We start from the raw sequence: 22,576 nt of genomic DNA, 5'->3' as shown, positions 1-22,576 counted from the left end.
CAGGAAGGACGAGACATGCGCTCATGGAGCGCCCTGGTGCCGCCGGCGGCGCTACTGCCGGCCGGCGCGCCGCCCGCCCAGGCGGACAACATCCCCGTCGGCGACGGTGGCGTCGGCCACGCTGCAGCCGCCCTCGTACGCCGGCTACGCGCCCTCACCGCCTGACCCTCAGCCTCCCGTCACGTCGTCGTAGTCGACGACGAGGTGGCGCGGGCCGCGCAGGACCGGGCTCGGGCGGTAGGGCGGCGGGTCGTCCACCAGCCTCGGGTGGCGCAGGCGGCGGACCAGTTCGGTCAGCACGATCTGCGCCTCCAGCCGGGCCAGCGGCGCCCCGAAGCAGTAGTGGACGCCGCCGCCGAACCCCAGGTGCTCGTTGTGCGGGCGGTCGAGGGAGAACCGGTCGGGGTCGGGCACGTGGGCGGGGTCGCGGCTGCCCGCCGCCAGGACCAGCGTGATCGGCGACCCGGCCGGGATGGTCACCCCGCCCACGGTGAGGTCCTCCAGCGCCACCCGCGAGGAGATGAGCTGCACCGGCGGCTCGAACCGCAGGAGTTCCTCCACCGCCGGGACGATCAGGCCGGGGTCCGCCTGGACGCGGGCCAGGACGTCGGGGTTCCGGAGGAAGGTGAGCATGCCGTTGGCGATCAGGTTGATCGTGGTCTCGTGCCCGGCGATCAGCAGCAGCACGCCGGTCCGGACGATCTCCTCCCGGGTCATCTCGCCGTCGGCGATCATCCCCGACAACATGTCGTCGCGGGGTTCGCGGCGGCGGGCGTCGACCAGGTCGCCGAGGTAGCGGTCGAACCTGCCGGTCACCTCCCGGCGGGCCCGCTCGCGCTCGGCGCGGTGCTCCTCGCCCGGCGCGAGCGTCTCGATCAGCTCATCGGCCCAGGCGTGGAACCGCCCCTCGTCCTCGGGGGGCACGCCGAGCAGGCGGCAGATCATCGCGACGGGCAGCGGGTAGGCGACCTCCTCGACCAGGTCGGCGCGGCGTTTCCCGGCGAGGGCGTCGATCAGTTCCGTCGTGACGGCCAGCATGTCGGGACGCATTGCGTCGATCCGGCCGGGCGAGGCGGGCGGGCCGAAGTGGCGCATGGCCAGGCGGCGCAGCCGGTCGTGCTCGGGCGGGTCGAGGCCGATGAAGGCCGGGGTGCGGTCGAGGTCGCGGCGGCGGGAGCTGACCCGCGGGTCGTGCAGCAGGGAGACGATCTCCTGGTAGGTGCTGACCACGTAGGTGCCGTCGTCCTGCCGGGCCACCGGGGTGGCGCGCAGTTCGGCGTACAGCGGATAGGGGTCGGGGCGTCCCGACGGGGCCAGGACACGCTGGAACGGGCAGGTCACGACGTGACACCCCCCGGTGTGTGCAGCAGCGAGACCCGCCGTTCCGCCGGGTCGTGGCCGGTCACCACCACGGTCGCCTCGGCGGAGGCCGACAACCGTTCGGGCACCCGGGCGGGCCGCGCGCCGCCCTGCGGGAGGGGTGCGGCCTGCTCGATCCGGCGCTGGTAGAACTCCAGCCACATGCCCTGGTCGAAGGTGACGGCCGCGGTCATCCGCCCCTGGTAGCCGTAGGCGGCGACGAACCGGCGGTCGGCCGTCGAGCCCTGCGTGACGACGATCTGGTCGGCGAACGTCGGCACGCCGACCGACTTGATGTTGACCCCGAACTGGCTCGACCAGAACACCGGCACCGCCAGGTGCGGCCAGCGGTGGGCCTGGTCGCTGATCATGTTGTGGGCGGCGATCTCGGCCTGCGCGACGGCGTTCCCCCAGTGCTCCAGCGTCATGAACTGGTACTGGTAGAGCGGGTGCGGGAACCGCGCGATGTCACCGGCCACGAAGACGTCGTCCAGAACCAGCCCGTTGAGGTCGACGGCACGGCAGCCCGCGTCGCAGGTGACGCCCCACACCCCGGCGGCGAGCCCGGAGCCGCGCAGCCATTCGACGTTGCGGATCGAGCCGAGCGCGACCACGGCGACGTCGGCCTCGACCGTGGTGCCGTCGGACAGGCGCGCCCGGCGGAACCGGCCGTCGGCGTCGCCCTCCAGCGAGGTGACGGTGGTGTCGCAGCGCAGGTCGACGCCGTGCTCGCGCTGCAGTTCGGCCGCGACGTCGCCGATCACGCCGCCCAGCGCGGCCACCAGTGGCGCGGACCCGCGTTCGACGACGGTCACCGGCAGGCCGAGTTCCCGGCAGACCGAGGCGATCTCGCTGCCGGTGAACCCGGCGCCCAGGATCAGCACCCGCTCCGGCCCCGCCGCCAGCGCCGCCCGCAAGCCGGCCGCGTCCCGCGCCGAGCGCAGGGTGTGCACGCCCGTCAGCGCGGCCTCGGCCTCGACGGGCCAGGGGCGGGCGCGGGTGCCGGTGGCCAGCAGCACCCGGTCGAACGGGATCTCCCGGCCGTCGGCCAGGAGCACCTTCTTCGCGGCCACGTCGAGCCCGGTGGCCGGGGTGCCGGTCAGCCACTCGGCCTCCACCCGGCGGACCTTCGGGAACTTGGTGTGCTCGGACGCGACGTGCCCGGTGAGCACCTGCTTCGACAGGGGCGGCCGGTCGTAGGGCTCGCCCTCCTCCTCGCCGATGACGGTCAGCGGCCCGGTGAAGCCGTCGCGCCGCAGCGCCTCGGCCGCCCGCGCCCCGGCGAGCGAGCCGCCGACGATGACGATCCGGCCCTCGAACCGGATCCCGCACGGCCTCGACGCGGGCATGGCGCGCATGGCCGTCCAGTCGAGGTGGATGGCCTGGACGGGACAGGCGGCCGCCGCCCGGAGGATGTGGTCGCGCTGGTCGTCGGGCGGGTCGAGGTCGTATCGGAGCACCTCCTCGCCCATGCCGAACACCTCGGGCGCGAGGAAGACACACTGGCCGTAGCCCTGGCACCGGGTCAGATCGACGACCACTCTCACGCAGTCAGCCGTGCCCGGCTCCGCCGCCCGGAATGTTCAGAAGGTGGCGATCTTTAGGTAAGCCGCCGACGCCGCACGAGATCCCCGGCCGCCCCCGCCCAGTCGGGACACTCGAACGTGAACCCCGCGCCGAGCAGCCGCCCGGGCACCACCCGGCGGCTCTTCAACAGCAGTTCGGTGTCGGTACGCAACACGAACGCGCCGGCCTCGGCCATCCACCGGGTGGCGGGCAGCCCGACCGGCACGCCCCAGGCTCCCCGCAGGACGCGCATGAACGCGCGCTGCGGCAGCGGGCCGGGGGCGGCCAGGTTGACCGGGCCCGCGAGGTCGTCGCGCTCGACGAGGAACTCCACGGCCCGGACGAAGTCACGGTCGTGGATCCACGAGACGTACTGCGCGCCGCCGCCCACCGGCCCGCCGAGACCCAACCGCGTCAGCCGCGACAGGACGTCGAAGACGCCGCCGCGATCGGGACTCATCACCATGGCCGACCGCAGGGCGACCTTGCGCGTGCCGGGCGTCCCGGCCCGCTCCTGCGCCGCTTCCCACGCCTTGGCGATCTCGACGCTGTACCCCCAGTAGCCGGGCACGCCGGGCTCCCCGCCGCCGATCACGCCGGTCGCCTCGTCGTTGGGGGCGTCGAGGCGGTGGGCGTAGAGGGTGGCGGTGCTCATCTGCAGCCAGACCCGGGGAGGCCGGGCGGCGGCCGCGATGGCCGCGCCGACCACCCGGGTGGAGTTCACGCGGGAGTCCATCATCGCCCGCAGGTTGGCCGGGGTGTAGCGGCAGTCGACGCTGCGCCCGGCCAGGTTGACGACGACGTCGCTGCCGTCGATCTCCTTCGTCCACGGGCCCGGCGTCTGGCCGTCCCAGCCGACCTCGCCATCACGCGACGGCCGCCTGGTGAGGACGACGACGTCATGCCCCGCCGCGCGTAAGGCGCGCCGCAGGATCGTGCCGACCTGACCGGTTCCGCCGGGCATCACGATTTTGAACATGTTCAAATCATAGGAAGCGGGCCCGGGGACATGCGTCCCAGGTGCTCGTCGAGCAGCGCGGTGACCTCCTGCGGCGTGTAGTGGCCGACGAGGGCGGCGTTCACGACGCCCTGGGCGAAGGCGTACAGGATGCTCGCCTCCTTGCCCGCGTCCAGGCCGGCGGCGAGCTGACCGGCGGCCTGGGCGGCCCTGATCTGCTCGGCGAGAAAGGCCAGCAGGTGCGCGTATCCCGACCGCATCGCGGCGGCCTGGTTCTCGTTCACCACCGAGCTCGCCTGGAAGGCCAGCCCGACGCGGTTGAGGTAGCGGCGCTCCTCGTCGAGGGGCAGCAGCTCCAGCACGGTCGTCCGGAGCACGTCGAGCGGCGTCGGCTGGTGGGCGGCCACGGCCGCGATGCGCTCCCCGATCCACATGCCGATGCGCTCCAGCGCGAGCAGCAGCATCTGCTCCTTCGTGGTGACGTAGTACTGCACCGCCCCCATCGACATGTCGGCCTCGGCGGCGACCTCTCTCAGGCTGACGCTCTCCATCCCCTTGTCGTGGACGATGCGGTGCACGGCGTCGGCGATGTGCCGCCGCCGGGCGTCGTGGTCGACGATCTTCGGCATTGCCCGCCATTTTTCTCATGCGAGTGCATGGTAAAAACTGTTTTGTCATGCGACTGTATGACAAAAGAGGAGGGTCGCATGCGAATTCTGATCGTCGGCGTCGGCACGCGCGGGGACGTGGCGCCGTACACCGGGCTCGGGGCGCGGTTACGCGAGGCCGGGCACGAGGTGGCCATCGCCGCGCACGAGCCGTACCGGCACCTGGTGACCGGCGCGAACCTGGACTACCTGCCGGTTCCGGGAGACCCGCTCTCCCTGCTCTCCATCAGCGCCTTCAGGCACTACGGCGACCAGCTCGTCGAGGGCCTGGCCGGGCTCGCCGGACACAAGGCCGACCTCCTCCTGACCGGCGTCGCGGGCACGCCGGCGTGTCACGTCGCCGAGGCCATGGGCGTGCCGAGCATGGGGGTGTACCTGCAGCCGATCGACCCCACGGGAGACTTCCCGCCCGTCATGAGCGTGTCGCAGCGCTCGCTCGGGCGGTGGGGGAACCGCAGGGCGGCCCGGCTCGCGTTCGAGGTGCCGGCCGCCGGGCCGCTGGTCGCCGGGTTGGGCACGAGGATCCGGGCCCGCCTGGGGCTGCCCCCGATGACCCCGCGCGCCCTCTACCTGCGCCGGGAGACCACGCGGTGGCCGGTCTTCCACGGGTTCAGCCCGCTCGCGGTGCCGCGCCCGGCCGACTGGCGGACGGGACTGGAGGTCACGGGGTACTGGTGGCCGTTCCGGCCGCCGGGGTGGCGGCCCGATCCGCGGTTGCGCGACTTCCTGGCGTCGGGCCCGAAGCCGGTGTTCGTCGGCTTCGGCAGCCTGGCCGGCACCCGGGCGGAGCGGTACACGGAACTGGCCGTCGGCGCGCTGCGAGCGGCCGGGCTGCGCGGCGTGCTGCAGACGGGCGTGCACGGGCGACTCTCCGACGACGTGCTGGCGGTCGGCGACGTGCCGCACGACTGGCTGTTCCCACACATGGCCGCCGTCGCCCACCACTGCGGCGCCGGCACCACCGGGATCGGGCTGCGGACGGGCGTCCCCGCGGTGGCCATGCCGGTCAAGCACGACCAGCCGTTCTGGGCCTCCCGTCTGACGGCGCTCGGCGTGGCCCCGGCCGCGCTCCCGTTCCGCCGCCTGACCTCCGCGCGCCTGGCCGCCGCGCTCACCACCGTGGTCAGCGACCCGGTCTACCGGCGCCGCGCCCAGTCACTCGCGGCCGGGGTGGCGGGCGAGGACGGCGCGGCGCCGGTCGTGGCGGCCGTGGACCGCGTCAGCGGCACGGCCCGCTGAAGCGGTGCAGTTCGAGGATCGGCGGCAGCGGCACCGGCCCCGGACCACCCGCGCGGGTCCATTCCGCGACGTCGGCGGTGGAGTGGCCGTCGTTGACGAACACGAGCCACACCGGCCGGCACGGGATGCTCACGAATCCTGACCGGCGGCCGTCGCACCTTCGAACTGGAGATGGAGGAGTTGCGCGGCCCGACCGAAGGGTGCCCGGCACACCGCGTGAAGGACTCCGGCGCGCACTCCCGCGCCGAGATCGAGGTCGGCCGGTCACGCTGCACCAACCGCCGCTGCGTACGCGGCATCGCTGACGGGCCCGTGTCGGGAATGCCATAGTCGGATCGTGAAGCGGATCCCGTCACTGGCGGTCCTGCTGCTCGCGGCGAACTGCCAGTGGACGTCGTCGGCGGCCCCCCTTCTCGCCTCCGAGATCCCGGCGACCTCCGTAGCGGAGGTCGCCGAACGGCTGGACGCGGCACGCTCGGCCGACGGCGTCGCACGCCCGCTCGACGCAGCCCTGGGACCGATGTGCGAGGCGGCGGACGACGTGCGGGTGCGCCAGCCCGGCCACACGACCCTGCTCCGGCTGGCCGAGAGCCCCGATCCCCTCGCCGTCCGGATCTGGCTCACCGGCCCGGCTGAGGCGAGGAGGCTGTCCGACGAGATCCGGCCCTGTTTCAGGTCCTTCTCACTCCGGGGCTGGCAGGCGATGGCGCACACGGACGTCGTGCCGACCAGTTCCGACAACGGCGATCCGATCGCGCAGGTGTACGTCGTCGCCCGTCGCGGGCCGTTCCTCGCGGAGATCTCCTGGTGGTGGCCGGCCGAGTACGAAGAGGGCGTGGACCGCGGACGGCTCGACCGGGGGCTCGACGCGGTCAGGGCGGTGCTCGGCGCGGTGAGCGGTCCCTGACCGGGCTCAGCGAGGGGCCAGGATGCGGAGCTGGAGCATCGCGGCGAACCGCTGTTCCGGGTCGGTCAGGTCGATCTCGCCGACCTCGGTGACGCGCTTCAGCCGGTAGCGCAGCGTGTTGGGGTGGATGAACAGCGCGCCGGCCGCCTTGCCCACGTCGCCGAGCGCGTCCAGCCACGCCTCCAGCGTCTCGACCAGGCCCGCGTTGTTGCGTTCGTCGTAGTCCATCAGCCGGGCGATCGCGCCCCCCGGGCGTTCGTCGCGGGCGGCGGCCAGGTCGCGCAGTTCGAGGACCAGGGCGAGGGTCTGGACGTCGTCGAGCCGGGCCACGCGCAGGCCCGTGTGGCCTTCGCGCATCACCCGCAGCACGCGGTCGGCCTGGGCCTTCCCGTGGACGATGCCGCTGATGTCGGAGCCCGCCGGGGCGACCGCGACGACGGCGTGCAGGTTGCCGTCGACCCGGTCGACGAAGTCGGCGGCCAGCCGGGCGGCCCGCTGTTCGGGGCTGCCGGTCGTCACGACCACCGGGAGCAGGCCGTAGACGGTGCCGCCGACGGCGGCCACGGCCGACGACGGGACCGTGGCCGACAGGTGCACCGACAGGGCGTCGGCGAGGCGTTCGAGGTCGGTGTGGGGGTGGCCGGGCAGCAGGCCGGCGCTCACGATGACGAGGCGGCGGCCCGACAGGCCGAGGCGGCCGAGGGCGTCGCGGGCTCCGGCGCCGCCTTCCAGGACGGTGCCGATGAGGTCGGTGCGGAGTCTGCGCTGGACGTCGGCGCCGGCGCGGACGGCGATGGCGACGCGCTGCACGGTGGTCTCGTCGTAGCCGAGGTCCTGGGGTTTGACGACGACGGGGGCCTGGTAGCGGTAGAGGTCGCGGAAGACGCCCAGTTCGGTCAGGCGGTTGGCGTAGCGTTCGGGGACCTGGCGGCCGATGACGGTCTCCACGCGGGAGGGGTCGGCCTCGTCCTGACGGCCGGAGAAGGCGAGCACGCGGGAGCTGCGGTCTTCGATGGTGATGGGGGCGTCCAGGAGCGCGGCCACGGCGTTGGCGACGGCGAACAGGTCGCCCGACGGGAGGCCGCCGAGGGATTCGTGGCCGGTGACGCCGATGTCGCCCTCGGCGAGCATGGCGCGGATGAGGGCGGTGAGCTGCGCCCACGTGGCGCCCCGGCGCAGGCCGATGAGGGCGACGCCGCTGTCGTGGACGGCGGCCCGCACCTCCGGGGTGAGCGCGACCGGGGCCCTGACCACCAGGGCCACCGTGTCGTGGCCGCCGAGGGAGCGCAGCAGCGCGGGCAGCGCGCCGGCGGCGGGGTCGACGCCGACGCCCAGCACCAGCGATCGGGGGTCGAGCACGGGTTCGTCGAGCGGGTCGAAGATGACCAGGGCGCTGATGCCCTCCGGGTGGTCGACGTCGCCCGCGACGAGCTCCAGGAGGGTGGAGCCCAGGTCGTCGAGGACGCGGCCGAGGCTCGCTCGCGGTCGCTGACTCACGCCCGGAGTATAGGCGCGCGCCTCAGAACGCGATCCACTCCACCGACGTCGTCACCTGCTCCAGCAGGCCGGGGATGGGGGCGACGCCGAGGCCGGGGCCGGTGGGGACCGTGACGTGGCCGTCGTCCAGGACGATCGGCTCGGTGATGTCGGTCCGGTAGAAGCGGCCGGAGGCCGAGACGTCGCCGGGCAGGGTGAAGCCGGGCAGCGCGGCCAGGGCGATGTTGGCGGCGCGGCCGAGACCCGTCTCCACCATGCCGCCGCACCAGACCGCGACCCCGTGGGCGGCGGCCAGGTCGTGGATCCTCCTGGCCTCCAGGTATCCGCCGACCCGGCCGGGTTTGATGTTGATGATCTGGCACGCGCCGAGCGTGATCGCCGCGGCGGCGGTCTGCGCCGACACGACCGACTCGTCGAGGCAGATCGGCGTGGCGAGCCGCCGCGCCAGCGCGGCGTGGCCCAGGACGTCCTCCTCCTCCAGCGGCTGTTCGATCAGCAGCAGGTCGAACGCGTCGAGCCTGGCCAGGTGGCGGGCGTCGCGGAGGGTGTAGGCGGTGTTGGCGTCGACCTGGAGGAGCACGTCGCCGCCGAACCGCTCGCGGACGGCGGCCACCGGCTCCACGTCCCAGCCCGGCTCGATCTTCAGTTTGACGCGGGCGTACCCCTCGTCCAGGTAGCCCTCGACGGCCGACAGCAGCGCCGGGATCGAGTCGTGGATGCCGACCGAGACGCCGCTGGGCACACGGTCGGCGACGGCGCCGAGTTCGCGGCCGAAGGAGCGGCCGAGGGCGCGCAGTTCGGCGTCCAGGATCGCCATCTCCACGGCGGCCTTGGCCATGCGGTGTCCCTTGTACGGGTGCAGCAGCCCCGCGACGGCCGCCGCGCCCGACCGCCCGAGCGCGGCCGTCCCCTCCGGCGAGGCCAGCCTCGGCAGCAGGAAGCGGCGCAGCACGTCCTGCTGGGACTCGACGTACTCGGCCGAGTACAGCGGGTCGCTCAGCGCGACGCACTCGCCCCAGCCCTCGGCGTCGTCGGTGACCGCCTTCAGCAGCAGGATGTCGCGTTCGGTCTGGGTGCCGAACGAGGTCCGGAACGGTGCCACGAGCGGCATCGAGACACGGCGCAGTTCGATTCCGCGCAGCTTCATGGGGTCTCCAGGTCGACGAGGTAGCCGAGGTCGCGGTCGAAGTCGACGACGCGGCCTCCGGAGGTCATCAGCGGCGCCAGTTCGTCGCGGAGCCGCCGCCGCCACGCTACGGCGGCGGCCGGGTCGGCGGCGCGCAGCGCCTCGATGTCGCCGGGGGTGGCGACGCGGCGGCTCGACGGGCCGCCCGCCGGGCGGTCGAACGGCGCGCCCGCGCAGGCCGCGACGACCCTCGGGGACAGCAGGCTCCAGCGCATCAGCAGGCGGTCGGTGTCGTCGGCACCGTTGATCGCGTCGTGCATGGCGCCGTAGAAGTTCGGGAGGTACTCCACCGGGAGCGCCCCCAGTTTGACGATGTTGAAGTAGGCGTTGCGGCTGACCAGCGGGTCGAAGGTCCACTCGATGGTCGGGATGCCGCGGGCGAGGGCCCAGGCCCGCTGGTGGAGCTTGAGCGCGGCGCCGACGCCGCGGCCGGCCAGTCCCGGCACGACCCCGGCGACGTGGCTGTGCAGGGTGCGGGCCGCCGGTTCCTCGTGAAAGCCGATGCAGACGCCGACGAGGCGGTCTCCGTCGTAGGCGCCGGCGGCGTAGTTGCCCGCGCGGGTCAGGGCGCGGAGGAACTCCACGGTGATCAGCGGGCGGCCCCAGATCTTCACGAGCAGGTCGATCATGGCGTGGGTCGCGGGCAGGTCGTGGAGTTCCCGGATCTCCACGCCGGCCGCGCGGGCCCGGTCGGTCGCGTCCCGGGCCGCCCCGAGGTGTTCGCGGAGCACGGTCAGCCGAGCTTCTTCGGGGTCGCGCGGGCGCCGTAGTGGACGTACTCCTCGCCGGCGGGCAGGGAGTAGAAGGTCACCGGCATCCACGTCTCCATGCCTTCGGGGCGGACGGCGTACAGGCCGGGCTCGACCGGGGTCATCTCGTACGTCTGCACGGGGTCGTCCTCCAGCCCGGCGAGCGGGCCCGTGGCGGTGGTGCGCAGGGTCGGCTTGCCGTCGTCGTCGAACACCTCCATGCGCACCGACTCGCGCTCGTAGGTGCCGGCGTAGGGGGTGAGGTCGGCGGCGGCCGGTTCGGCCGGGGGCTGGAACGGCTCGGGCAGCCGGACGCCGGCGAGCTCGGCGAAGATCTCGTCGTAGAGGTCGGCGTACAGGTCGTGGGTGTGGCCGCCGTTGGTGAGCAGCACGACCGCGACCCCGGCCTCGGGCAGCACGCGCAGGAACGCCGCCTGGCCGATGGTGTTGCCGTCGTGGCCGTAGGCGCGGTGGCCGTGCCAGTCGCAGCGGAACCAGCCGAGGCCCCACGAGTCGCCGAGCAGCCGCTTCTCGGGGCAGTCGGTCTGGTACGCCGACATCGCCGCCGCGCTCTCCCGCGAGAGCACCCGGGTGCCATCGGCGGCGACCCCGCCGCGCAGGTGCATGCGGGCGAAGGCGAGCACGTCGGCGGCGGTCGCGGTGATGAGCCCGGCCGGGCCGACCGCGCGCGGCAGCCCCCACACGGGCGCGGCCACGGGTTCGTCGCCGCCCTTGACGTGGCCCATCGCGTGGCCGAAGACCATCGCCTCCTCGGGCAGGGTCGTGGTGTGGGTCAGGCCGAGCGGCGTGAAGAGCTTCTCCCTGATCGCCTGGTCCCAGGTCTGGCCGGTGGCGACCTCGATGATCCGGCCGGGCACCGAGTAGCCCGCGTTGCAGTACGACCAGGTCGCGCCGATCGGGTGGTTCCTCGGCGAGTCGGCCAGCAGGGCGACGTACTTCTCCAGGGCGTCGTCGCCCCGGCCGGTGTCGGTGAACAGGTCGCCGTCGATGCCGCTGGTGTGGGTGAGCAGGTGCCAGACGGTGACGGCGGCGGTGGTCTCGGGGTCGCGCAGCCGGAACTCCGGCAGCACCTCGGCGACCGGGGTCTCCAGGGTGAACCGGCCCTCGTCGATCAGTCGCATGATGACGGTGGCCGTCCACACCTTGGAGATCGAGCCGATCTGCCAGACGGAGTCGGTGGCGGCGGGCTGGCCGGTCCCGGCGTGCAGCACGCCGGTGGCGAGGGTCAGCAGGTCGTCGCCGCACAGGATGCCCAGTTGCGCGCCGGGCACCCCGTGCTCGGCGGCGAGTTCGTCGAGGCGGTGCTGCCAGTGGGCCTGGTTCACATGTGCTCCTTCAGGGGGTGGGCGGAGGCGAGGAGGTGGCGGGTGGAGCCGCGCCGTGGGGCCGTCAGGTCGTGCGAGACGGACGACGTCATGGCGTTCCCTTTCTCGAGACCGCACGGCCGTAGTGGATGTGCTTCGCGAGCCCCGATTCGTCGCGTCCGACGAAGGCGAAGACGGGATGGACGCCGTGGATCGGCTCCAGCGCGATCAGCGAGTCGCCTTCGAGGTGCACCAGCCGGGTCCGCAGCGGCTTCTCGCCGATCTCCGCGATGACGCCTTTGGGGACCCGGTCGAGCCAGATCGTGCCGTCGGCGTCCTGGCTGACGGTGATGTCGTAGATCGTGTCGGCGTACCGGCCCAGGTAGGGCGCCGGGTCGATCGGCTCCGGCTCGGCGGGCGGCGTCGGCCGGGGCGGCAGCGTGACGCCGGCCAGGTCCTCCAGCAGGTGCCCGACGATGTCGGCGTAGGCGCCCAGGACGTCGCCGCCGTTGGTCAGCAGCGAGACGGCGACGCCCCGGTCGGGCACGATCCGCAGGAAGGCGGCCTGGCCGATGGTGCCGCCGTCGTGGCCGACCACGGCCCGCCCGTCGTACTCCTCCAGTTCCCAGCCCAGCCCCCACGCGCCGGCCATGGTGCCGAGCCGGGGCAGCCTCACCTGCGGCCGCCACATGGCCGCCACCGTGCCGGGCCTGAGCAGGCCGGCGCCGCCGGCCAGGTGCATGGCGGCGAAGCGGGCCAGGTCGCGCGCGGTCATCGCCAGCATCGACCCGGCGGGCGCGTTCGAGCGGGCCAGCGCCCACGTCGGCGTGGGCACCGGGCCGCCGCCCTCGCCGGGCAGGTGCCCGACGGCGGCCCGGTGCAGGATCGCCTCGTAGGGGCTGGGCGAGACGTGGGTGAGCCCGAGGGGCGCGGCGAGCCGGTCGACCAGCACCCGGTCGAACGGCTCGCCGCGCATGACCTCGACCAGGCGGCCGAGGACGACGAAGCCGGCGTTGTTGTAGGAGAACACCTCGCCGGGCGCGAAGAGCTGCGGGATGTCCCGGATCGAGGCGACGTAGCGCTCGACGGCGTCCTCGCCCCGGCCGGTGTCGGTGAAGATGTCGCCCTCGAACCCGGCGACGTGGCAGAGGAGCTGGCGGACGGTGATCGCCGGGTCGCCCGCCTCGAACTCCGGCAGGTAGGCGCGCACCGGGGCGTCCAGGCCGACCAGGCCGTCGTCGACGAGCTGGAGCACCAGCGCGCTCGTCCACAACTTGGTGATCGACCCGATCTGGAAGACCGCGTCGGGGGTCGCCTCGACGCCGGTGGCGGTGCTGAGCACCCCGGCGGCGGCGGTGACCACCCGGCCCTCGGCCAGCACGGCGACCGAGGCGCCCGGCACTCCGCGTGCGGCCAGGATCGGGGCGAGATGCTCCTCAAGCCAGCGTTCCGGGGTCGTCATGTGCCGAGGCTAGATCGCCGGCCGGCCGCCGTACTCAGCCGATCGGCCAACCCGAACCGGCCGGGTTCGTGCGATCGGACAAGCCGGTTATGTCCAGACCTGGGCGGCGGCGGGGCCGCCCGCTGATCCTCGTCCAAAATGACGATCTTCATGTGGTCACCGCGCGCGCGGCGCACCCGATCATGGCCGCGGAACGTTCCACGATGGCCGCGGAATACAACTCCACGGAAGGACAACAGTGAAGAGGATCATCCTCACCTCCGCGCTCGCCGCCGCCGTCGTCGCCGGCACCGCCGGCATGGCCCACGCCTCGGTGTACGTGGCCTACGAGGGCCCCGGCTTCTCGGGCCGGAGCGTGGCCCTCAGCGCGTGCGGCACCAACAACATCCCCTTCGGCGGCTCCTACAAGTGGTACGGCACCGGCCAGAGCGGCCGGATGTACAACCAGCCCAACGCCGAGGGCACGGCCCACTTCACCCTCGACAGCAACCGCAACGCCGAGCAGATCACGCCGGTCGGATGGAAGAGCATCTTCATCGTCTGCTGACCGACCGCCTGCCGGGCCGCCCTCAGGGGCGGTCCGGCGGGGCCGGGCCCGTCCCCGGCGGCGACCACGGCCTGAACCCGGTCGCGCGGGCCGGGTCCCGGTCCGCGCCGTCGCCACGCCGAGGCCGCTCGGCCGGTCCGGCGCCGCCCGGGCCGTCGGCCGGCGACCGCGGCACGTCCCGGCCTCACTTGGACGGGCCGCCCCGAGCGCCTCAGTAGGCGACGATCACCTGCTCCTGGCGGCCGAGGCCGTCGATCTCCATCGTGACGACGTCGCCGACCTTCAGGTAGGGGAAGCGGCCCGACAGCGCCACGCCCTCGGGGGTGCCGGTGCTGATCACGTCGCCCGGCATCAGCAGCATGTAGTGGCTCAGGTGGTGGATGATCTCCGCGACCGAGAACACCATGTCGGCCGTGCTGGAGTCCTGCCGGACCTCGCCGTTGACCCACGACCGCAACCGCAGCGCCGTCGGGTCGATCTCGGCGGCGGGCCGCAGCACCGGCCCGAGCGGGTTGAAGGTCTCGGCGCACTTGCCCTTCGACCACTGCCCGCCCGACTCCTCCAACTGGAAGGCGCGCTCCGACAGGTCGTTCGACAGGGCGTATCCGGCGACGTAGTCGAGGGCCTGCGACGGGTCGTCGAGGTAGCGCGGGGTGCCCTTCATGACGACGGCCAGCTCGACCTCCCAGTCGGTCTTGGCCGAGCCGGGTGGCAGTATCACGTCGTCGTCGGGCCCGACCACGCAGCCCGGGTGCTTGAGGAACACGATCGGGTAGGGCGGCGGGGCGGCGCCCGACTCGGCCGCGTGCGCGGCGTAGTTCATCCCGATGCACACCACGGCCGGCGGGCGGGCGACGGGCGAGCCGACGCGCCGGCCGGTCGTGTCGATCTCGGGCACGTCTCCGGCGGCCAGGGCGGCGGCGGCTCGTTCGACGCCGTCGTCGGCCAGGAAGGCGCCGTCGATGTCGGCGGTGAGCGGCGTCAGGTCATAGGTGCGGTCCTCGTCGCGGACGGCGGGGCGCTCGGACCCGGCGGGGCCGTGGCGGAAGAGTTCCATGGTGCGGTTCCTCGGTGCAGTTCCTCACGAATCGTCCTCGGACCGGACCCACCCTACCCACGCCGGCGGACTCCTTGATCATTCGCGCGGGCGGGCGTTGAGGCGGGCGGCCTGGCGGGTGAGGTGGTCGCGTTCGGGGAGGCTGAGGGCCGTGCGGGCGGCTTCGGCGTACAGGCGGGCCGCCGTCGCGGGGTCGCCGGCGCGCTCGTGCAGGTAGGCCGCGGCGGCGGTGTGGCGGGGCAGGCCGGGGTCGAGCTCGGCCAGGGCGGCCAGGCCGGCCCGCGCGCCCTCAGCCTCGCCGACCGCGACGGCGCGGTTGAGGCGGGCCACCGGGTTGCCGGTGAGGCGCACCAGTTCGTCGTACCACTCGACGATCTGCACCCAGTCGGTCTCCGCGGCCGTCGGGGCGTCGGCGTGGAGGGCGGCGATGGCCGCCTGGGCCTGGAACTCGCCGAGCCGGTCGCGCGCCAGGGCGGCCTGGAGCACGTCGACGCCCTCGGCGATCAGGCGGGTGTCCCACCGGCCGCGGTCCTGCTCGGCCAGCGGCACCAGCCTGCCGTCGGGGGTGGTGCGGGCCGGACGCCGGGCGTGGTGCAGCAGCATGAGCGCCAGCAGCCCGGCGACCTCCTCGTGCCGCGTCATGGCGGCGAGCCGGCGGGTGAGCCGGATCGCCTCGGCGGCGAGGTCGACGTCGCCGGAGTAGCCCTCGTTGAACACCAGGTAGAGCACGCGCAGCACCGTGGCGACGTCACCGGGCCGGGTGAACCGCACCCCGGCCACGGCGCGCTTGGCCCTGCTGATCCGCTGCGCCATGGTCGGCTCGGGCACCAGGTAGGCCCGCGCGATCTGCCGGGTGGTCAGGCCGCCGACCGCGCGCAGCGTCAGCGCGACGGCCGACGCCGGGGTCAGCGAGGGGTGCGCGCACAGGAAGTACAGGCGCAGCGTGTCGTCGGACGACTCGGCCGGGCCGGGCGCGGGTTCGCCCTCGGCGCGGAGCTCGCGGTCGCGCCGGGAGGTCTCCGCGCGGGCGGCGTCGAGGAACTTGCGCCAGGCCACGGTGATCAGCCATCCCTTGAGGTCGCGCGGCGGCTCCGCCCAGTCCGCGCGCACGGCCTCGACCAGGGCGTCCTGGACGGCGTCCTCGGCCGCCGCGAAGCCGGCCCCGCGGCGGACCAGCACCCCGATCACCGCCGGGACCAGCTCCCGCAGCAGTGCCTCGTTCAATCGAACACCGTCAATCGAACACCGTCGAATGGACGGCCAGGAACGGGCGCACCTCCAGCCACTCGTGGATCGGCCGCCCGCCCGCGCCGGGGGCGGCGGACAACTCGGCGGCCAGTTCGTAGGCGCGTTCGCGGGACTCGACGTCGATCACCATCCAGCCGGCGATCAGGTCTTTGGTCTCGGCGAACGGTCCGTCGACGACCGGCGGCCGCCCCTCGCCGCCGTAGCGGACGAACGCCCCCTCCGGCGACAGGCCCTGGCTGTCGACGAACTCGCCGGAGCCCTCCAGCCGGGCGGCGAAGTCGACCATGTACTGGACGTGGGCGGCGACCTCCTCGGGCGTCCACCGGTCCATCGGCACGTCGTTGACCGGCGCGGGCGCGCCCCGGTAGTGCTTGAGCAGCAGATACTTGGCCATCTTCCCTCTTCTCCGGGTCAGCCGAGCTGCTCGGCCAGGGCGACGACGATCCCCTCGGGGCCCCGGAGGTAGCAGAGCCGGTAGGTGTCCTCGTAGCGGACCAGGTCGCCGACCAGCTCGGCGCCGTGCCCGCGCAGGCGGGCCACGACGTCGTCGATGTCCTCGACCGCGAACATCACCCGGTGCCAGCCCCGCGTGTTGGGCGGCACGGCGCCCGGGTCGGGGCCGACCGCCGCGGGGGCGTGGTATTTGGTGAGCTCCAGCCGGCCGTGGCCGTCCGGGGTCCGCATCATCGCGATGTCGCTGCGGACGCCGTGGAGCCCGACGGTCCGGTCGGCGAAGTCGCCTTCGATGGACGCCCGCCCCTCCACGTCCATGCCGAGTTCCACGAAGAACGCGATGGCGGCCTCGAGGTCCTCGACCACGATGGCGACGTTGTCCATGCGTTTGATCGTCACGGTGGTTCTCCTTCTTCGTCGGTGAACCGGGGACGGAGCCGCCGCCGCGTTCTCGACATCCGGGCGCGGAATTTTCCGCTCAGACGCTCCGCAGCACCGACACGACGATGCCCAGCACCACCGCGTCGTCGCCGTCGATGTCGGCGTAGGCGGGGTTGCGGGGTTCGAGCACGACGTGCCCGCCGCGCCGCCGGAACACCTTGACGGTCGCCTCGCCGTCGATCATCGCGGCCACGATCTGCCCCGAGTGGGCCTCGGGCTGCTGCCGCACCACGACGATGTCGCCGTCGCAGATGGCCGCGTCGACCATCGAGTCGCCCCGCACCCGCAGCCCGAAGACGGTGCCCCGTCCCGTGAGGTCGCGCGGCAGGGTCAGCGCGTCGTCGACGTGCTGCTCGGCCGGGATCGGCACGCCCGCGGCGATGTCGCCCACGACGGGCACGCTGACCAGGTCGGCGGCCGGTCGCGCCGCCGGACCGCGCAGGAACGCCCGCACGTCGATCGGCCGGCTCATCGCCGTGCCCCGGCGCAGGAACCCCTGATCCTCCAGGATCCGCAGGTGCCGCGACACCGCGGACGCCGAACGCAGGCCGACCGCGTCGCCGATCTCCCGGGTGCTCGGCGGATATCCGTGCCGGACCACCCAGTCGTGGATCACGGCCAGGATCCGCTGCCCGCGCGGCGGCAGGGCGGAGGTGTCGAGGTGCTCGAAGAGGTCGTCGTCGTAGGCGGTCACCTGCGACATCGTAGGTGGCGGGCGGCCCGGCGCGGGTCAGGTCACGGGCACGATCGCCGCCTCCACCAGCGTTCCGTGCTCCACGCGCAGCAGGCCGAGGGTGCCGTGGGGCTGGCGGCGCCTGTCGGTGGGCGAGCCGGGGTTGAAGACGCGGAGGCCGCCGTAGCTCTCGTCCAGGGGGACGTGGGAGTGGCCGTACACGACCAGATCGGCGTCGGGGAACCGGGCCCGCATCCGGGCCGGCCGCCCCTTGGCCGGCCCGCTGTCGTGGATCATCGCCACGCGCAGGCCGCCGAGCGTCAGCTCCAGCGTCTCGGGCGCGTGCACGTCGGGACCGTCGTTGTTGCCCTTGACGGCGTGGACGGGCGCGTAGGCGGCCAGTTCGTCCAGGACCCGGCCGACGCACACGTCACCGGCGTGCAGGATCACGTCGGCGCCGCGCAGATGCTCGGCCACCCGCGGCGGGCACGCCTTCCAGAAACGCGGCGCGTGCGTGTCGGACAGTACGACGATCTTCATGTCTCCAGCATGGCGGGTTCGACGTGGCGCAGGTCGTAGGGGAACAGGTCACCACCCGGATCGGTCACGGTGCCGCACCGGTGACGGACCAGGTCGGCCTCCGCCCGGTCGGCCGGTCGTTCGGTGCCGTCGACGTTGTAGTGGAACCGGCCGCCGGCCAGGTAGTCGCGGCGCGCGTCGGTCCGCCACTGCGAGTTGTGGCCCCAGCCGTGGGAGAGGTCGCGAGCGGGCCGGTGGCGGCGGTGGTGGGTCCAGTAGATGGCCGACCGGTCGGCGACCCCGGCGACCAGGTGCCGCTCCCCCGCGGTGACGACCACGCCGGCACGGGCCAGCAGCAGCGTCCCGACCATGAAGCCGGGCCAGCGCTCCCCGACGACCGACGGCGGCTCACCGGGGTCGGCCGCCTGCCGGACCTCCGCCACCTCGTGGAAGAACGGGTGGAAGTCCGTCCGGTCGACGCGGTGCGCGCCCAGGGCGGCGCAGAACGCCGGATAGGCGCGGGGGTGGTCGGCGATGAGCAGGTCGAGGACGCGGCCCAGGGCATAGAGCCGCTCAAGGAGGTCGTGTCCCGGCGCGATCCGGTGGCTCCCGGGCCGGCCCAGCTCCCGGACCTCGGCCACCAGGTCGGGGTGCTCGGCGAACCACGGCCACAGGACGTCCGGCGAGCGGATCGACTCGTACAGAGAACGCCAGTAGCTCACCAGTCCAGTGTCCCACCGTACGATGGTCACGCTCTGTAGTCGACCGATGGGGGAGTGGTCCGATGAGGAAGACGTTCGCGACGGCCGTGCTGGCGCTGGCCGCGGTGGGGGTCGCGGCGGGGGTCGCGGGGCCCGTCCATGCCGACGACCCCGGCTCGGACTTCGGGCCGGGGGTGAACGCGGCGAACAACTGGAACTTCACGGCCGCCGCCGTCTGCCTGCAGGAGGTGGCGGTGGTCCCGGTCCTGGGGAACTGGGTGGGCGACCACCTGAACAACTGCTCCAACGGGAACGTCATCGACCACACCGGCAAATAGCGGCTCGGCTCACCGCCCCGACGGCGACCCGTCACGCCGCGGCCCGGCTCGGAGCCGTCGCCCCTCGCCGGTCACAGGAACGCGGCCACCAGGCCCGCGAACTCCTCCGGCGTCGCGACGCGCACGCCCAGGCTCTCGGCCTTGGTCCGCTTGGAGCCGGCCTTGTCGCCCGCGACCACCAGCGACGTCTTGGCCGACACGCCCGACGACGCCTTGCCGCCCGCCCGCTCCACCAGCTCGTTCACCTCGTTGCGCGACAGCGCCGCCAGGGGGCCGGTCATCGTTCCGGTCACCACCACCGACATGCCCGCCAGCGGGAGGCCGAGCGGCTCGCCCGCCTCCCCGCCCGCCTCCCCGGCCGCTTCGTCGGCCGCTTCGTCGGCCGGGGGACGGACGACGCCGGGCTGGGTCATGTTCACGCCCGCCTTGATCAGCTTGTCGATCAGGGCGTCGAGTTCGACCAGTTCGGCGACCACGACGGGGGCCTTCTCCGGGCCGATGCCCTCGACCTGCTGGATCGCGGCGGCGTCGGCGGCGCGGATGGCGTCCATCGTGCCGAAGTGGGCGGCGATGCGACGGGACATGCTGCGGCCGGTGCCGCGCACCCCCAGCGCGCAGAACACCCGGCTGAGCGGCTGCGCCTTGGCGCGTTCGAGGGCGGCCAGCAGGTTGTCGGTGCTGGTCTCGCCCATCCGGTCGAGGGCGAGCAACTGGTCGCGGGTGAGATAGAACAGGTCGGCGAAGTCGGCGATGAGACCGGCGTCGAGCATCTGCTGGATGCGGTTGACGGCCAGGCCCTCGATGTCGAGCTGGTCGCGGCCGACCGCGTATTCGATCGAGGCGATGGCCCGGCAGGCGCGCCCGCGCACACACCGCCAGCGTTCCTGTGTGGCGTCGATGGCGTCGCCGCACGACGGGCACACCCGAGGGATGTCGATGGGCCTCTCGTCGCCGGTGCGCAGGTGGACGACCGGGGCCTCCACCCGCGGGATCACGTCGCCGGCCTTGTAGACGGTGACCGAGTCGCCGAGCATCAGGCCGCGCCGGGCGATGTCGGCGGCGTTGTGGAGGGTGGCGTAGGTGACGACCGACCCGTCGAGCTCGACCGGCTCCAGCACGGCGCGCGGGGCGATGATGCCGGTGCGGCCGGTGTTCCACTCCACCGCCAGCAGCTTGGTGATCTTCTCGGTGGCGGGCAGCTTGTAGGCCACCGCCCAGCGGGGGGCGCGCGAGCTGAACCCCGCCGCCGCCTGGTCGGCGGCCAGGTCACACTTGATCACGATGCCGTCGATGCCGAAGTCGAGCCCGGCGCGGGCCGCGGCGATCTCCTCCACCCGCGCCCGCACCGCCTCCAGGTCGGCCACGAGCACCCCGGCGACCGGCGTCACCGCCGTCGTCTGCACGCCCTGACCGGCCACCCACTCCATGATCTGGCTGTGCGGCAGCTCCCGCAGCCGCCCGGCCAGCGGCGAGTCGTCACCCGGCGGCAGCGGCAGGGCGCCGTAACCGAAGAACGTCAGCTCGCACACATAGGGACGGTCCCTGGTCCGCAACGTGCCCGCCGCCGCGCTGCGCGGATTGGCGAAGGTGGTGCCGTCGTGGGCCTGCCGCTTGGCGCACGCGTCGGCGAACTGCGCCGTGGTCATCATCACCTCGCCCCGCAGCTCCACCGTCACCGGCTCGGCCAGCCGCTCGGGCAACCCCACGATCGTGCCGATGGAATGGGAGACGTCCTCCCCCGCCTGGCCGTCACCCCGCGTGACGAGCTGCACCAGCCGGCCCCGCCGGTAGCGGGCCGAGACCGCCAGACCGTCGAGCTTGGCCTCCACGCTCCAGGCCGTGACCGGGTGGTCGAGCCGCCGCTCCAGCGACGCCGCCCACGCGGCGAGCTGGTCGGGGCCGAAGACGTTGTCAAGACTGAGCATCGGCACCGTGTGGGGCACGTCGCCCACCACCGCGCCGCCCGCCACCTTCCCCGTCGGCGACGACGGCAGCACCTGGTCGGGATGGCCGGCCTCATAGGCCTCGATCCCGCGCACCAGCCGGTCGTAGGCGTCGTCGTCAAGCGTGGAGGTGCCGTCGCCGTAATAGGCGGCCGACGCGTCGACGGCCAGCTGCACGGCCTCGGCGTAGGCGGTCTCATCGGCGATCGACGTCAGGGGAGGTGTCTCACTCATGCCCCTCATCATGGCCAACCCCACCGACAATCCCCGAACGCCGAACGGCAGGCCGCCGGCGTCACACGGGCCAGGACTCCCGCCGCCAGGCCGCGTCCCAGAACATCCACTCATAACGGGCCGTCGCCAGGAAGTGCTCCGCCGCCCGCGCCCGCTGCGCCTCGGTCGCCGCCGCGCCCACCCGGTCGGCCAGCGCCACCACCCGGCGCACCGTCTCCTGGAACCCCTCGTCCCCGTACGCCGCGATCCACCGCCGGTACAGCGGATCAGGCGACGACCGCGCCAGCAGATCGGCCCCCACCCGCGCGTAGATCCAGTAACAGGGCAGCACCGCCGCCAGCCCGTCGAGGAACGAACCGCCGTACACCGTCGCCAGCACATAACTCGTGTACGCCCGCGTCGTCGGCCCCACCGGCTGCGCCGCCGCCTCCTCGGCCGACCCGCCCAGGTCGGCCATGAACGCGGCGTGCATCTCCCGCTCGGCCGCGATCGCCCCCACCGCGTCACCGGCGAACGCCCGGGTGGCCTCCTCGTCGGGAGCCCTGGCCGCGCACACCGCCAGCGCGCGGGCGTAGTCACGCAGATAGTGGGAGTCCTGGACGACGAAATGCCGGAACGCCTCCCGGGGCAGCGTCCCGTCGACGAGCCCGGTGATGAACGGATGACGGAGAATCGCCCCGTAAGTGGGCGCGGCGGCGTGCCACAACCCGTCGCTGAACGTGGTGACGGACGTCGGCTGACACGTCATGACGAGACCTTCTCCCTACGCCGGCATGACCCGGTCAGGTTCAAGCGGTCTGCGGCCGCCCAGCCGCACTCTCAGCCCGGTACGCCGGGCTCCCGCGATGTCGTGATCAACCTAACCGACCCGCCGCCCCCCGCAAAGAGGGTCACCCGATGACGTCCCTCACCCACCCCAGGCTCACCAGACCACTCGCCGCCCCCGCCAGCTCCCCCGCCGCCGGCCGCAACGCCTCCCGCGCCCGCCCGAACACCACGCCGTCACCCCGCGCACGGGCGGCCCGCGCCAGCAGCACCCACAACGCCTCGGCCAGCAGGTCACCCGGCGGATCGGGCACCGCGCCCAGATCGGCGTCCGCCCGCAGAAAAGCACCCGCCCACGGCTCGAACGGGCCGTACACCCCCGGATCGACCGGCTCCGGCGCACGCCCGTGCCGCACCCGCAGGCACAACGACGCCAACGCCGGCAACCCCTCGCTCAACCCCGGCATCCCCGCCCCCGCCAGCAGCCCCGCCGCCTCCCGATAGGCCGCCTCCTTGACGGCGAACGCCACCCCCGGATCCTCGGCCACCCGCAACGCCCGATACCACGCCGTGAACACCGACGTCAGCGGACGATCATGCCGCGCCGCCAGCACGTCGAGACGCGCCGCCTGCCCGTCGGCCCCGCCGAAGTCGCCCACCGCGCACGCCGACTGCAGGCCGATCAGCCGGCCGAGGATCTCGTAACTCGCCAGACCGTGACGGACCGACACCGCCACGATC

24 protein-coding genes, 1 pseudogene and 1 riboswitch are annotated in these 22,576 nt (G+C 73.6%); of the genes and pseudogenes, 5 read left to right on the top strand and 20 right to left on the bottom strand.

Going from position 1 to position 22,576, the window contains the following annotated elements; translation table 11 throughout:
• Nucleotides 1–15 precede the first annotated feature (15 nt).
• Nucleotides 16–165 carry a hypothetical protein gene (locus AW273_RS37395; RefSeq protein WP_157556068.1) on the top strand — a complete coding sequence of 50 codons (150 nt, stop codon included), beginning with the start codon at nucleotides 16–18 and terminating at the stop codon, nucleotides 163–165.
• Nucleotides 166–168: 3 nt separating this feature from the next.
• Here AW273_RS37395 and AW273_RS23120 read toward each other — a convergent pair whose 3' ends face one another.
• From AW273_RS23120 to AW273_RS23105, 4 genes are read right to left on the bottom strand one after another with little or no spacing between them, the layout of a single operon-like run.
• Nucleotides 169–1,341: a cytochrome P450 gene (locus AW273_RS23120; RefSeq protein WP_062351676.1), complete on the bottom strand. Its 1,173-nt coding sequence runs from the start codon at nucleotides 1,339–1,341 to the stop codon at nucleotides 169–171.
• Nucleotides 1,338–2,906, bottom strand: a complete 1,569-nt coding sequence (locus AW273_RS23115; RefSeq protein WP_062351673.1) for an FAD-dependent oxidoreductase — start codon at nucleotides 2,904–2,906, stop codon at nucleotides 1,338–1,340. The genes AW273_RS23120 and AW273_RS23115 overlap by 4 nt, the downstream gene beginning before the upstream one ends.
• Before the next feature lie 53 nt (nucleotides 2,907–2,959).
• Nucleotides 2,960–3,904 carry an epimerase gene (locus tag AW273_RS23110; protein ID WP_062351670.1) on the bottom strand — a complete coding sequence of 315 codons (945 nt, stop codon included), beginning with the start codon at nucleotides 3,902–3,904 and terminating at the stop codon, nucleotides 2,960–2,962.
• A gap of 2 nt (nucleotides 3,905–3,906) precedes the next feature.
• Nucleotides 3,907–4,512 (bottom strand): TetR/AcrR family transcriptional regulator, encoded by a 606-nt coding sequence (locus AW273_RS23105; RefSeq protein ID WP_062351667.1) that lies wholly within the window; start codon nucleotides 4,510–4,512, stop codon nucleotides 3,907–3,909.
• Nucleotides 4,513–4,590: 78 nt separating this feature from the next.
• Here AW273_RS23105 and AW273_RS23100 point away from each other — a divergent pair, with 78 nt between their 5' ends.
• Nucleotides 4,591–5,790, top strand: a complete 1,200-nt coding sequence (locus AW273_RS23100; RefSeq protein WP_062351664.1) for a glycosyltransferase — start codon at nucleotides 4,591–4,593, stop codon at nucleotides 5,788–5,790.
• On the opposite strand, the gene AW273_RS37390 is transcribed toward AW273_RS23100, so the two are convergent.
• Complete coding sequence (locus AW273_RS37390; protein ID WP_157556066.1) at nucleotides 5,771–5,923, bottom strand: hypothetical protein; 153 nt, start codon at nucleotides 5,921–5,923, stop codon at nucleotides 5,771–5,773. The two genes, AW273_RS23100 and AW273_RS37390, sit on opposite strands and share 20 nt — an antisense overlap.
• A 204-nt stretch (nucleotides 5,924–6,127) precedes the next feature.
• On the opposite strand from AW273_RS37390, the gene AW273_RS23095 reads away from it, so the two are divergent.
• On the top strand, nucleotides 6,128–6,697 hold the full coding sequence (locus AW273_RS23095; RefSeq protein ID WP_062351661.1) for a hypothetical protein: 570 nt from the start codon (nucleotides 6,128–6,130) through the stop codon (nucleotides 6,695–6,697).
• Between the two features lie 6 nt (nucleotides 6,698–6,703).
• On the opposite strand, the gene AW273_RS23090 is transcribed toward AW273_RS23095, so the two are convergent.
• The 5 genes from AW273_RS23090 to AW273_RS23070 all read right to left on the bottom strand — a co-directional run bounded on the left by AW273_RS23090 (nucleotide 6,704) and on the right by AW273_RS23070 (nucleotide 12,916).
• A complete protein-coding gene (locus tag AW273_RS23090; RefSeq protein ID WP_062351658.1) occupies nucleotides 6,704–8,194 on the bottom strand; it encodes a PucR family transcriptional regulator in 1,491 nt (496 codons plus the stop codon).
• 22 nt (nucleotides 8,195–8,216) lie between these two features.
• A complete protein-coding gene (menC, locus tag AW273_RS23085; RefSeq protein WP_062351655.1) occupies nucleotides 8,217–9,341 on the bottom strand; it encodes an o-succinylbenzoate synthase in 1,125 nt (374 codons plus the stop codon).
• Complete coding sequence (locus AW273_RS23080) at nucleotides 9,338–10,111, bottom strand: hypothetical protein (RefSeq protein ID WP_062351652.1); 774 nt, start codon at nucleotides 10,109–10,111, stop codon at nucleotides 9,338–9,340. The genes menC and AW273_RS23080 overlap by 4 nt, the downstream gene beginning before the upstream one ends.
• A 2-nt stretch (nucleotides 10,112–10,113) precedes the next feature.
• Complete coding sequence (locus tag AW273_RS23075) at nucleotides 10,114–11,475, bottom strand: serine hydrolase domain-containing protein (protein WP_062351649.1); 1,362 nt, start codon at nucleotides 11,473–11,475, stop codon at nucleotides 10,114–10,116.
• Nucleotides 11,476–11,563: 88 nt separating this feature from the next.
• A complete protein-coding gene (locus AW273_RS23070) occupies nucleotides 11,564–12,916 on the bottom strand; it encodes a serine hydrolase domain-containing protein (protein WP_062351646.1) in 1,353 nt (450 codons plus the stop codon).
• Nucleotides 12,917–13,154: 238 nt separating this feature from the next.
• Here AW273_RS23070 and AW273_RS23065 point away from each other — a divergent pair, with 238 nt between their 5' ends.
• On the top strand, nucleotides 13,155–13,463 hold the full coding sequence (locus AW273_RS23065; protein ID WP_062351643.1) for a MiAMP1 family antimicrobial peptide: 309 nt from the start codon (nucleotides 13,155–13,157) through the stop codon (nucleotides 13,461–13,463).
• A 211-nt stretch (nucleotides 13,464–13,674) separates the two neighbouring features.
• Here AW273_RS23065 and AW273_RS23060 read toward each other — a convergent pair whose 3' ends face one another.
• From AW273_RS23060 to AW273_RS23030, 7 genes are all read right to left on the bottom strand, one after another.
• A complete protein-coding gene (locus tag AW273_RS23060; RefSeq protein ID WP_062351640.1) occupies nucleotides 13,675–14,520 on the bottom strand; it encodes a fumarylacetoacetate hydrolase family protein in 846 nt (281 codons plus the stop codon).
• Between the two features lie 78 nt (nucleotides 14,521–14,598).
• Nucleotides 14,599–15,744, bottom strand: a complete 1,146-nt coding sequence (locus tag AW273_RS23055) for an RNA polymerase sigma factor (protein WP_062351637.1) — start codon at nucleotides 15,742–15,744, stop codon at nucleotides 14,599–14,601.
• A gap of 10 nt (nucleotides 15,745–15,754) precedes the next feature.
• A complete protein-coding gene (locus tag AW273_RS23050; protein WP_062351634.1) occupies nucleotides 15,755–16,162 on the bottom strand; it encodes a YciI family protein in 408 nt (135 codons plus the stop codon).
• A gap of 17 nt (nucleotides 16,163–16,179) precedes the next feature.
• Nucleotides 16,180–16,605 carry a VOC family protein gene (locus tag AW273_RS23045; RefSeq protein ID WP_198168316.1) on the bottom strand — a complete coding sequence of 142 codons (426 nt, stop codon included), beginning with the start codon at nucleotides 16,603–16,605 and terminating at the stop codon, nucleotides 16,180–16,182.
• A gap of 94 nt (nucleotides 16,606–16,699) precedes the next feature.
• Complete coding sequence (lexA, locus tag AW273_RS23040; RefSeq protein ID WP_198168307.1) at nucleotides 16,700–17,365, bottom strand: transcriptional repressor LexA; 666 nt, start codon at nucleotides 17,363–17,365, stop codon at nucleotides 16,700–16,702.
• Nucleotides 17,366–17,392: 27 nt separating this feature from the next.
• Entirely contained in the window at nucleotides 17,393–17,875 is a 483-nt protein-coding gene (locus AW273_RS23035; RefSeq protein ID WP_062351629.1) for a metallophosphoesterase family protein, read from the bottom strand.
• A complete protein-coding gene (locus AW273_RS23030) occupies nucleotides 17,872–18,606 on the bottom strand; it encodes a hypothetical protein (protein ID WP_157556064.1) in 735 nt (244 codons plus the stop codon). The genes AW273_RS23035 and AW273_RS23030 overlap by 4 nt, the downstream gene beginning before the upstream one ends.
• 32 nt (nucleotides 18,607–18,638) lie before the next feature.
• Between AW273_RS23030 and AW273_RS23025 the strand changes: the two genes are divergently transcribed.
• Entirely contained in the window at nucleotides 18,639–18,893 is a 255-nt protein-coding gene (locus tag AW273_RS23025; RefSeq protein WP_062351623.1) for a hypothetical protein, read from the top strand.
• Between the two features lie 71 nt (nucleotides 18,894–18,964).
• Here the strand turns inward: AW273_RS23025 and ligA are convergent, their stop codons facing one another.
• The 3 genes and pseudogenes from ligA to AW273_RS38035 all read right to left on the bottom strand — a co-directional run.
• Nucleotides 18,965–21,070, bottom strand: a complete 2,106-nt coding sequence (gene ligA, locus AW273_RS23020; RefSeq protein ID WP_157556062.1) for an NAD-dependent DNA ligase LigA — start codon at nucleotides 21,068–21,070, stop codon at nucleotides 18,965–18,967.
• A 61-nt stretch (nucleotides 21,071–21,131) separates the two neighbouring features.
• Nucleotides 21,132–21,818 carry a thiaminase II gene (gene tenA / locus AW273_RS23015; protein ID WP_062351622.1) on the bottom strand — a complete coding sequence of 229 codons (687 nt, stop codon included), beginning with the start codon at nucleotides 21,816–21,818 and terminating at the stop codon, nucleotides 21,132–21,134.
• Nucleotides 21,814–21,924: riboswitch (TPP riboswitch) on the bottom strand. It overlaps the preceding gene by 5 nt.
• Nucleotides 21,925–21,960: 36 nt before the next feature.
• Nucleotides 21,961–22,576, bottom strand: a pseudogene (locus AW273_RS38035) (SARP family transcriptional regulator); the annotation flags it as partial.

The organism is Herbidospora yilanensis (assembly GCF_001570565.1).
Classification (GTDB): Bacteria; Actinomycetota; Actinomycetes; order Streptosporangiales; family Streptosporangiaceae; genus Herbidospora; species Herbidospora yilanensis.
Note: the sequence above shows the minus strand (reverse complement) of the source record. Positions and strands in the feature narration are given on the sequence as shown.

What these genes read in the sequence shown, in the direction of transcription:
- AW273_RS37395 (WP_157556068.1), top strand. Translation starts at nt 16, where the DNA reads ATGCGCTCATGGAGCGCCCTGGTGCCGCCGGCGGCGCTACTGCCGGCC.
- AW273_RS23110 (WP_062351670.1), bottom strand. Translation starts at nt 3,904, where the DNA reads ATGTTCAAAATCGTGATGCCCGGCGGAACCGGTCAGGTCGGCACGATC.
- AW273_RS23105 (WP_062351667.1), bottom strand. Translation starts at nt 4,512, where the DNA reads ATGCCGAAGATCGTCGACCACGACGCCCGGCGGCGGCACATCGCCGAC.
- AW273_RS23100 (WP_062351664.1), top strand. Translation starts at nt 4,591, where the DNA reads ATGCGAATTCTGATCGTCGGCGTCGGCACGCGCGGGGACGTGGCGCCG.
- menC (WP_062351655.1), bottom strand. Translation starts at nt 9,341, where the DNA reads ATGAAGCTGCGCGGAATCGAACTGCGCCGTGTCTCGATGCCGCTCGTG.
- AW273_RS23070 (WP_062351646.1), bottom strand. Translation starts at nt 12,916, where the DNA reads ATGACGACCCCGGAACGCTGGCTTGAGGAGCATCTCGCCCCGATCCTG.
- AW273_RS23060 (WP_062351640.1), bottom strand. Translation starts at nt 14,520, where the DNA reads ATGGAACTCTTCCGCCACGGCCCCGCCGGGTCCGAGCGCCCCGCCGTC.
- AW273_RS23050 (WP_062351634.1), bottom strand. Translation starts at nt 16,162, where the DNA reads ATGGCCAAGTATCTGCTGCTCAAGCACTACCGGGGCGCGCCCGCGCCG.
- AW273_RS23045 (WP_198168316.1), bottom strand. Translation starts at nt 16,605, where the DNA reads ATGGACAACGTCGCCATCGTGGTCGAGGACCTCGAGGCCGCCATCGCG.
- lexA (WP_198168307.1), bottom strand. Translation starts at nt 17,365, where the DNA reads ATGTCGCAGGTGACCGCCTACGACGACGACCTCTTCGAGCACCTCGAC.
- AW273_RS23035 (WP_062351629.1), bottom strand. Translation starts at nt 17,875, where the DNA reads ATGAAGATCGTCGTACTGTCCGACACGCACGCGCCGCGTTTCTGGAAG.
- AW273_RS23025 (WP_062351623.1), top strand. Translation starts at nt 18,639, where the DNA reads ATGAGGAAGACGTTCGCGACGGCCGTGCTGGCGCTGGCCGCGGTGGGG.
- ligA (WP_157556062.1), bottom strand. Translation starts at nt 21,070, where the DNA reads ATGAGTGAGACACCTCCCCTGACGTCGATCGCCGATGAGACCGCCTAC.
- tenA (WP_062351622.1), bottom strand. Translation starts at nt 21,818, where the DNA reads ATGACGTGTCAGCCGACGTCCGTCACCACGTTCAGCGACGGGTTGTGG.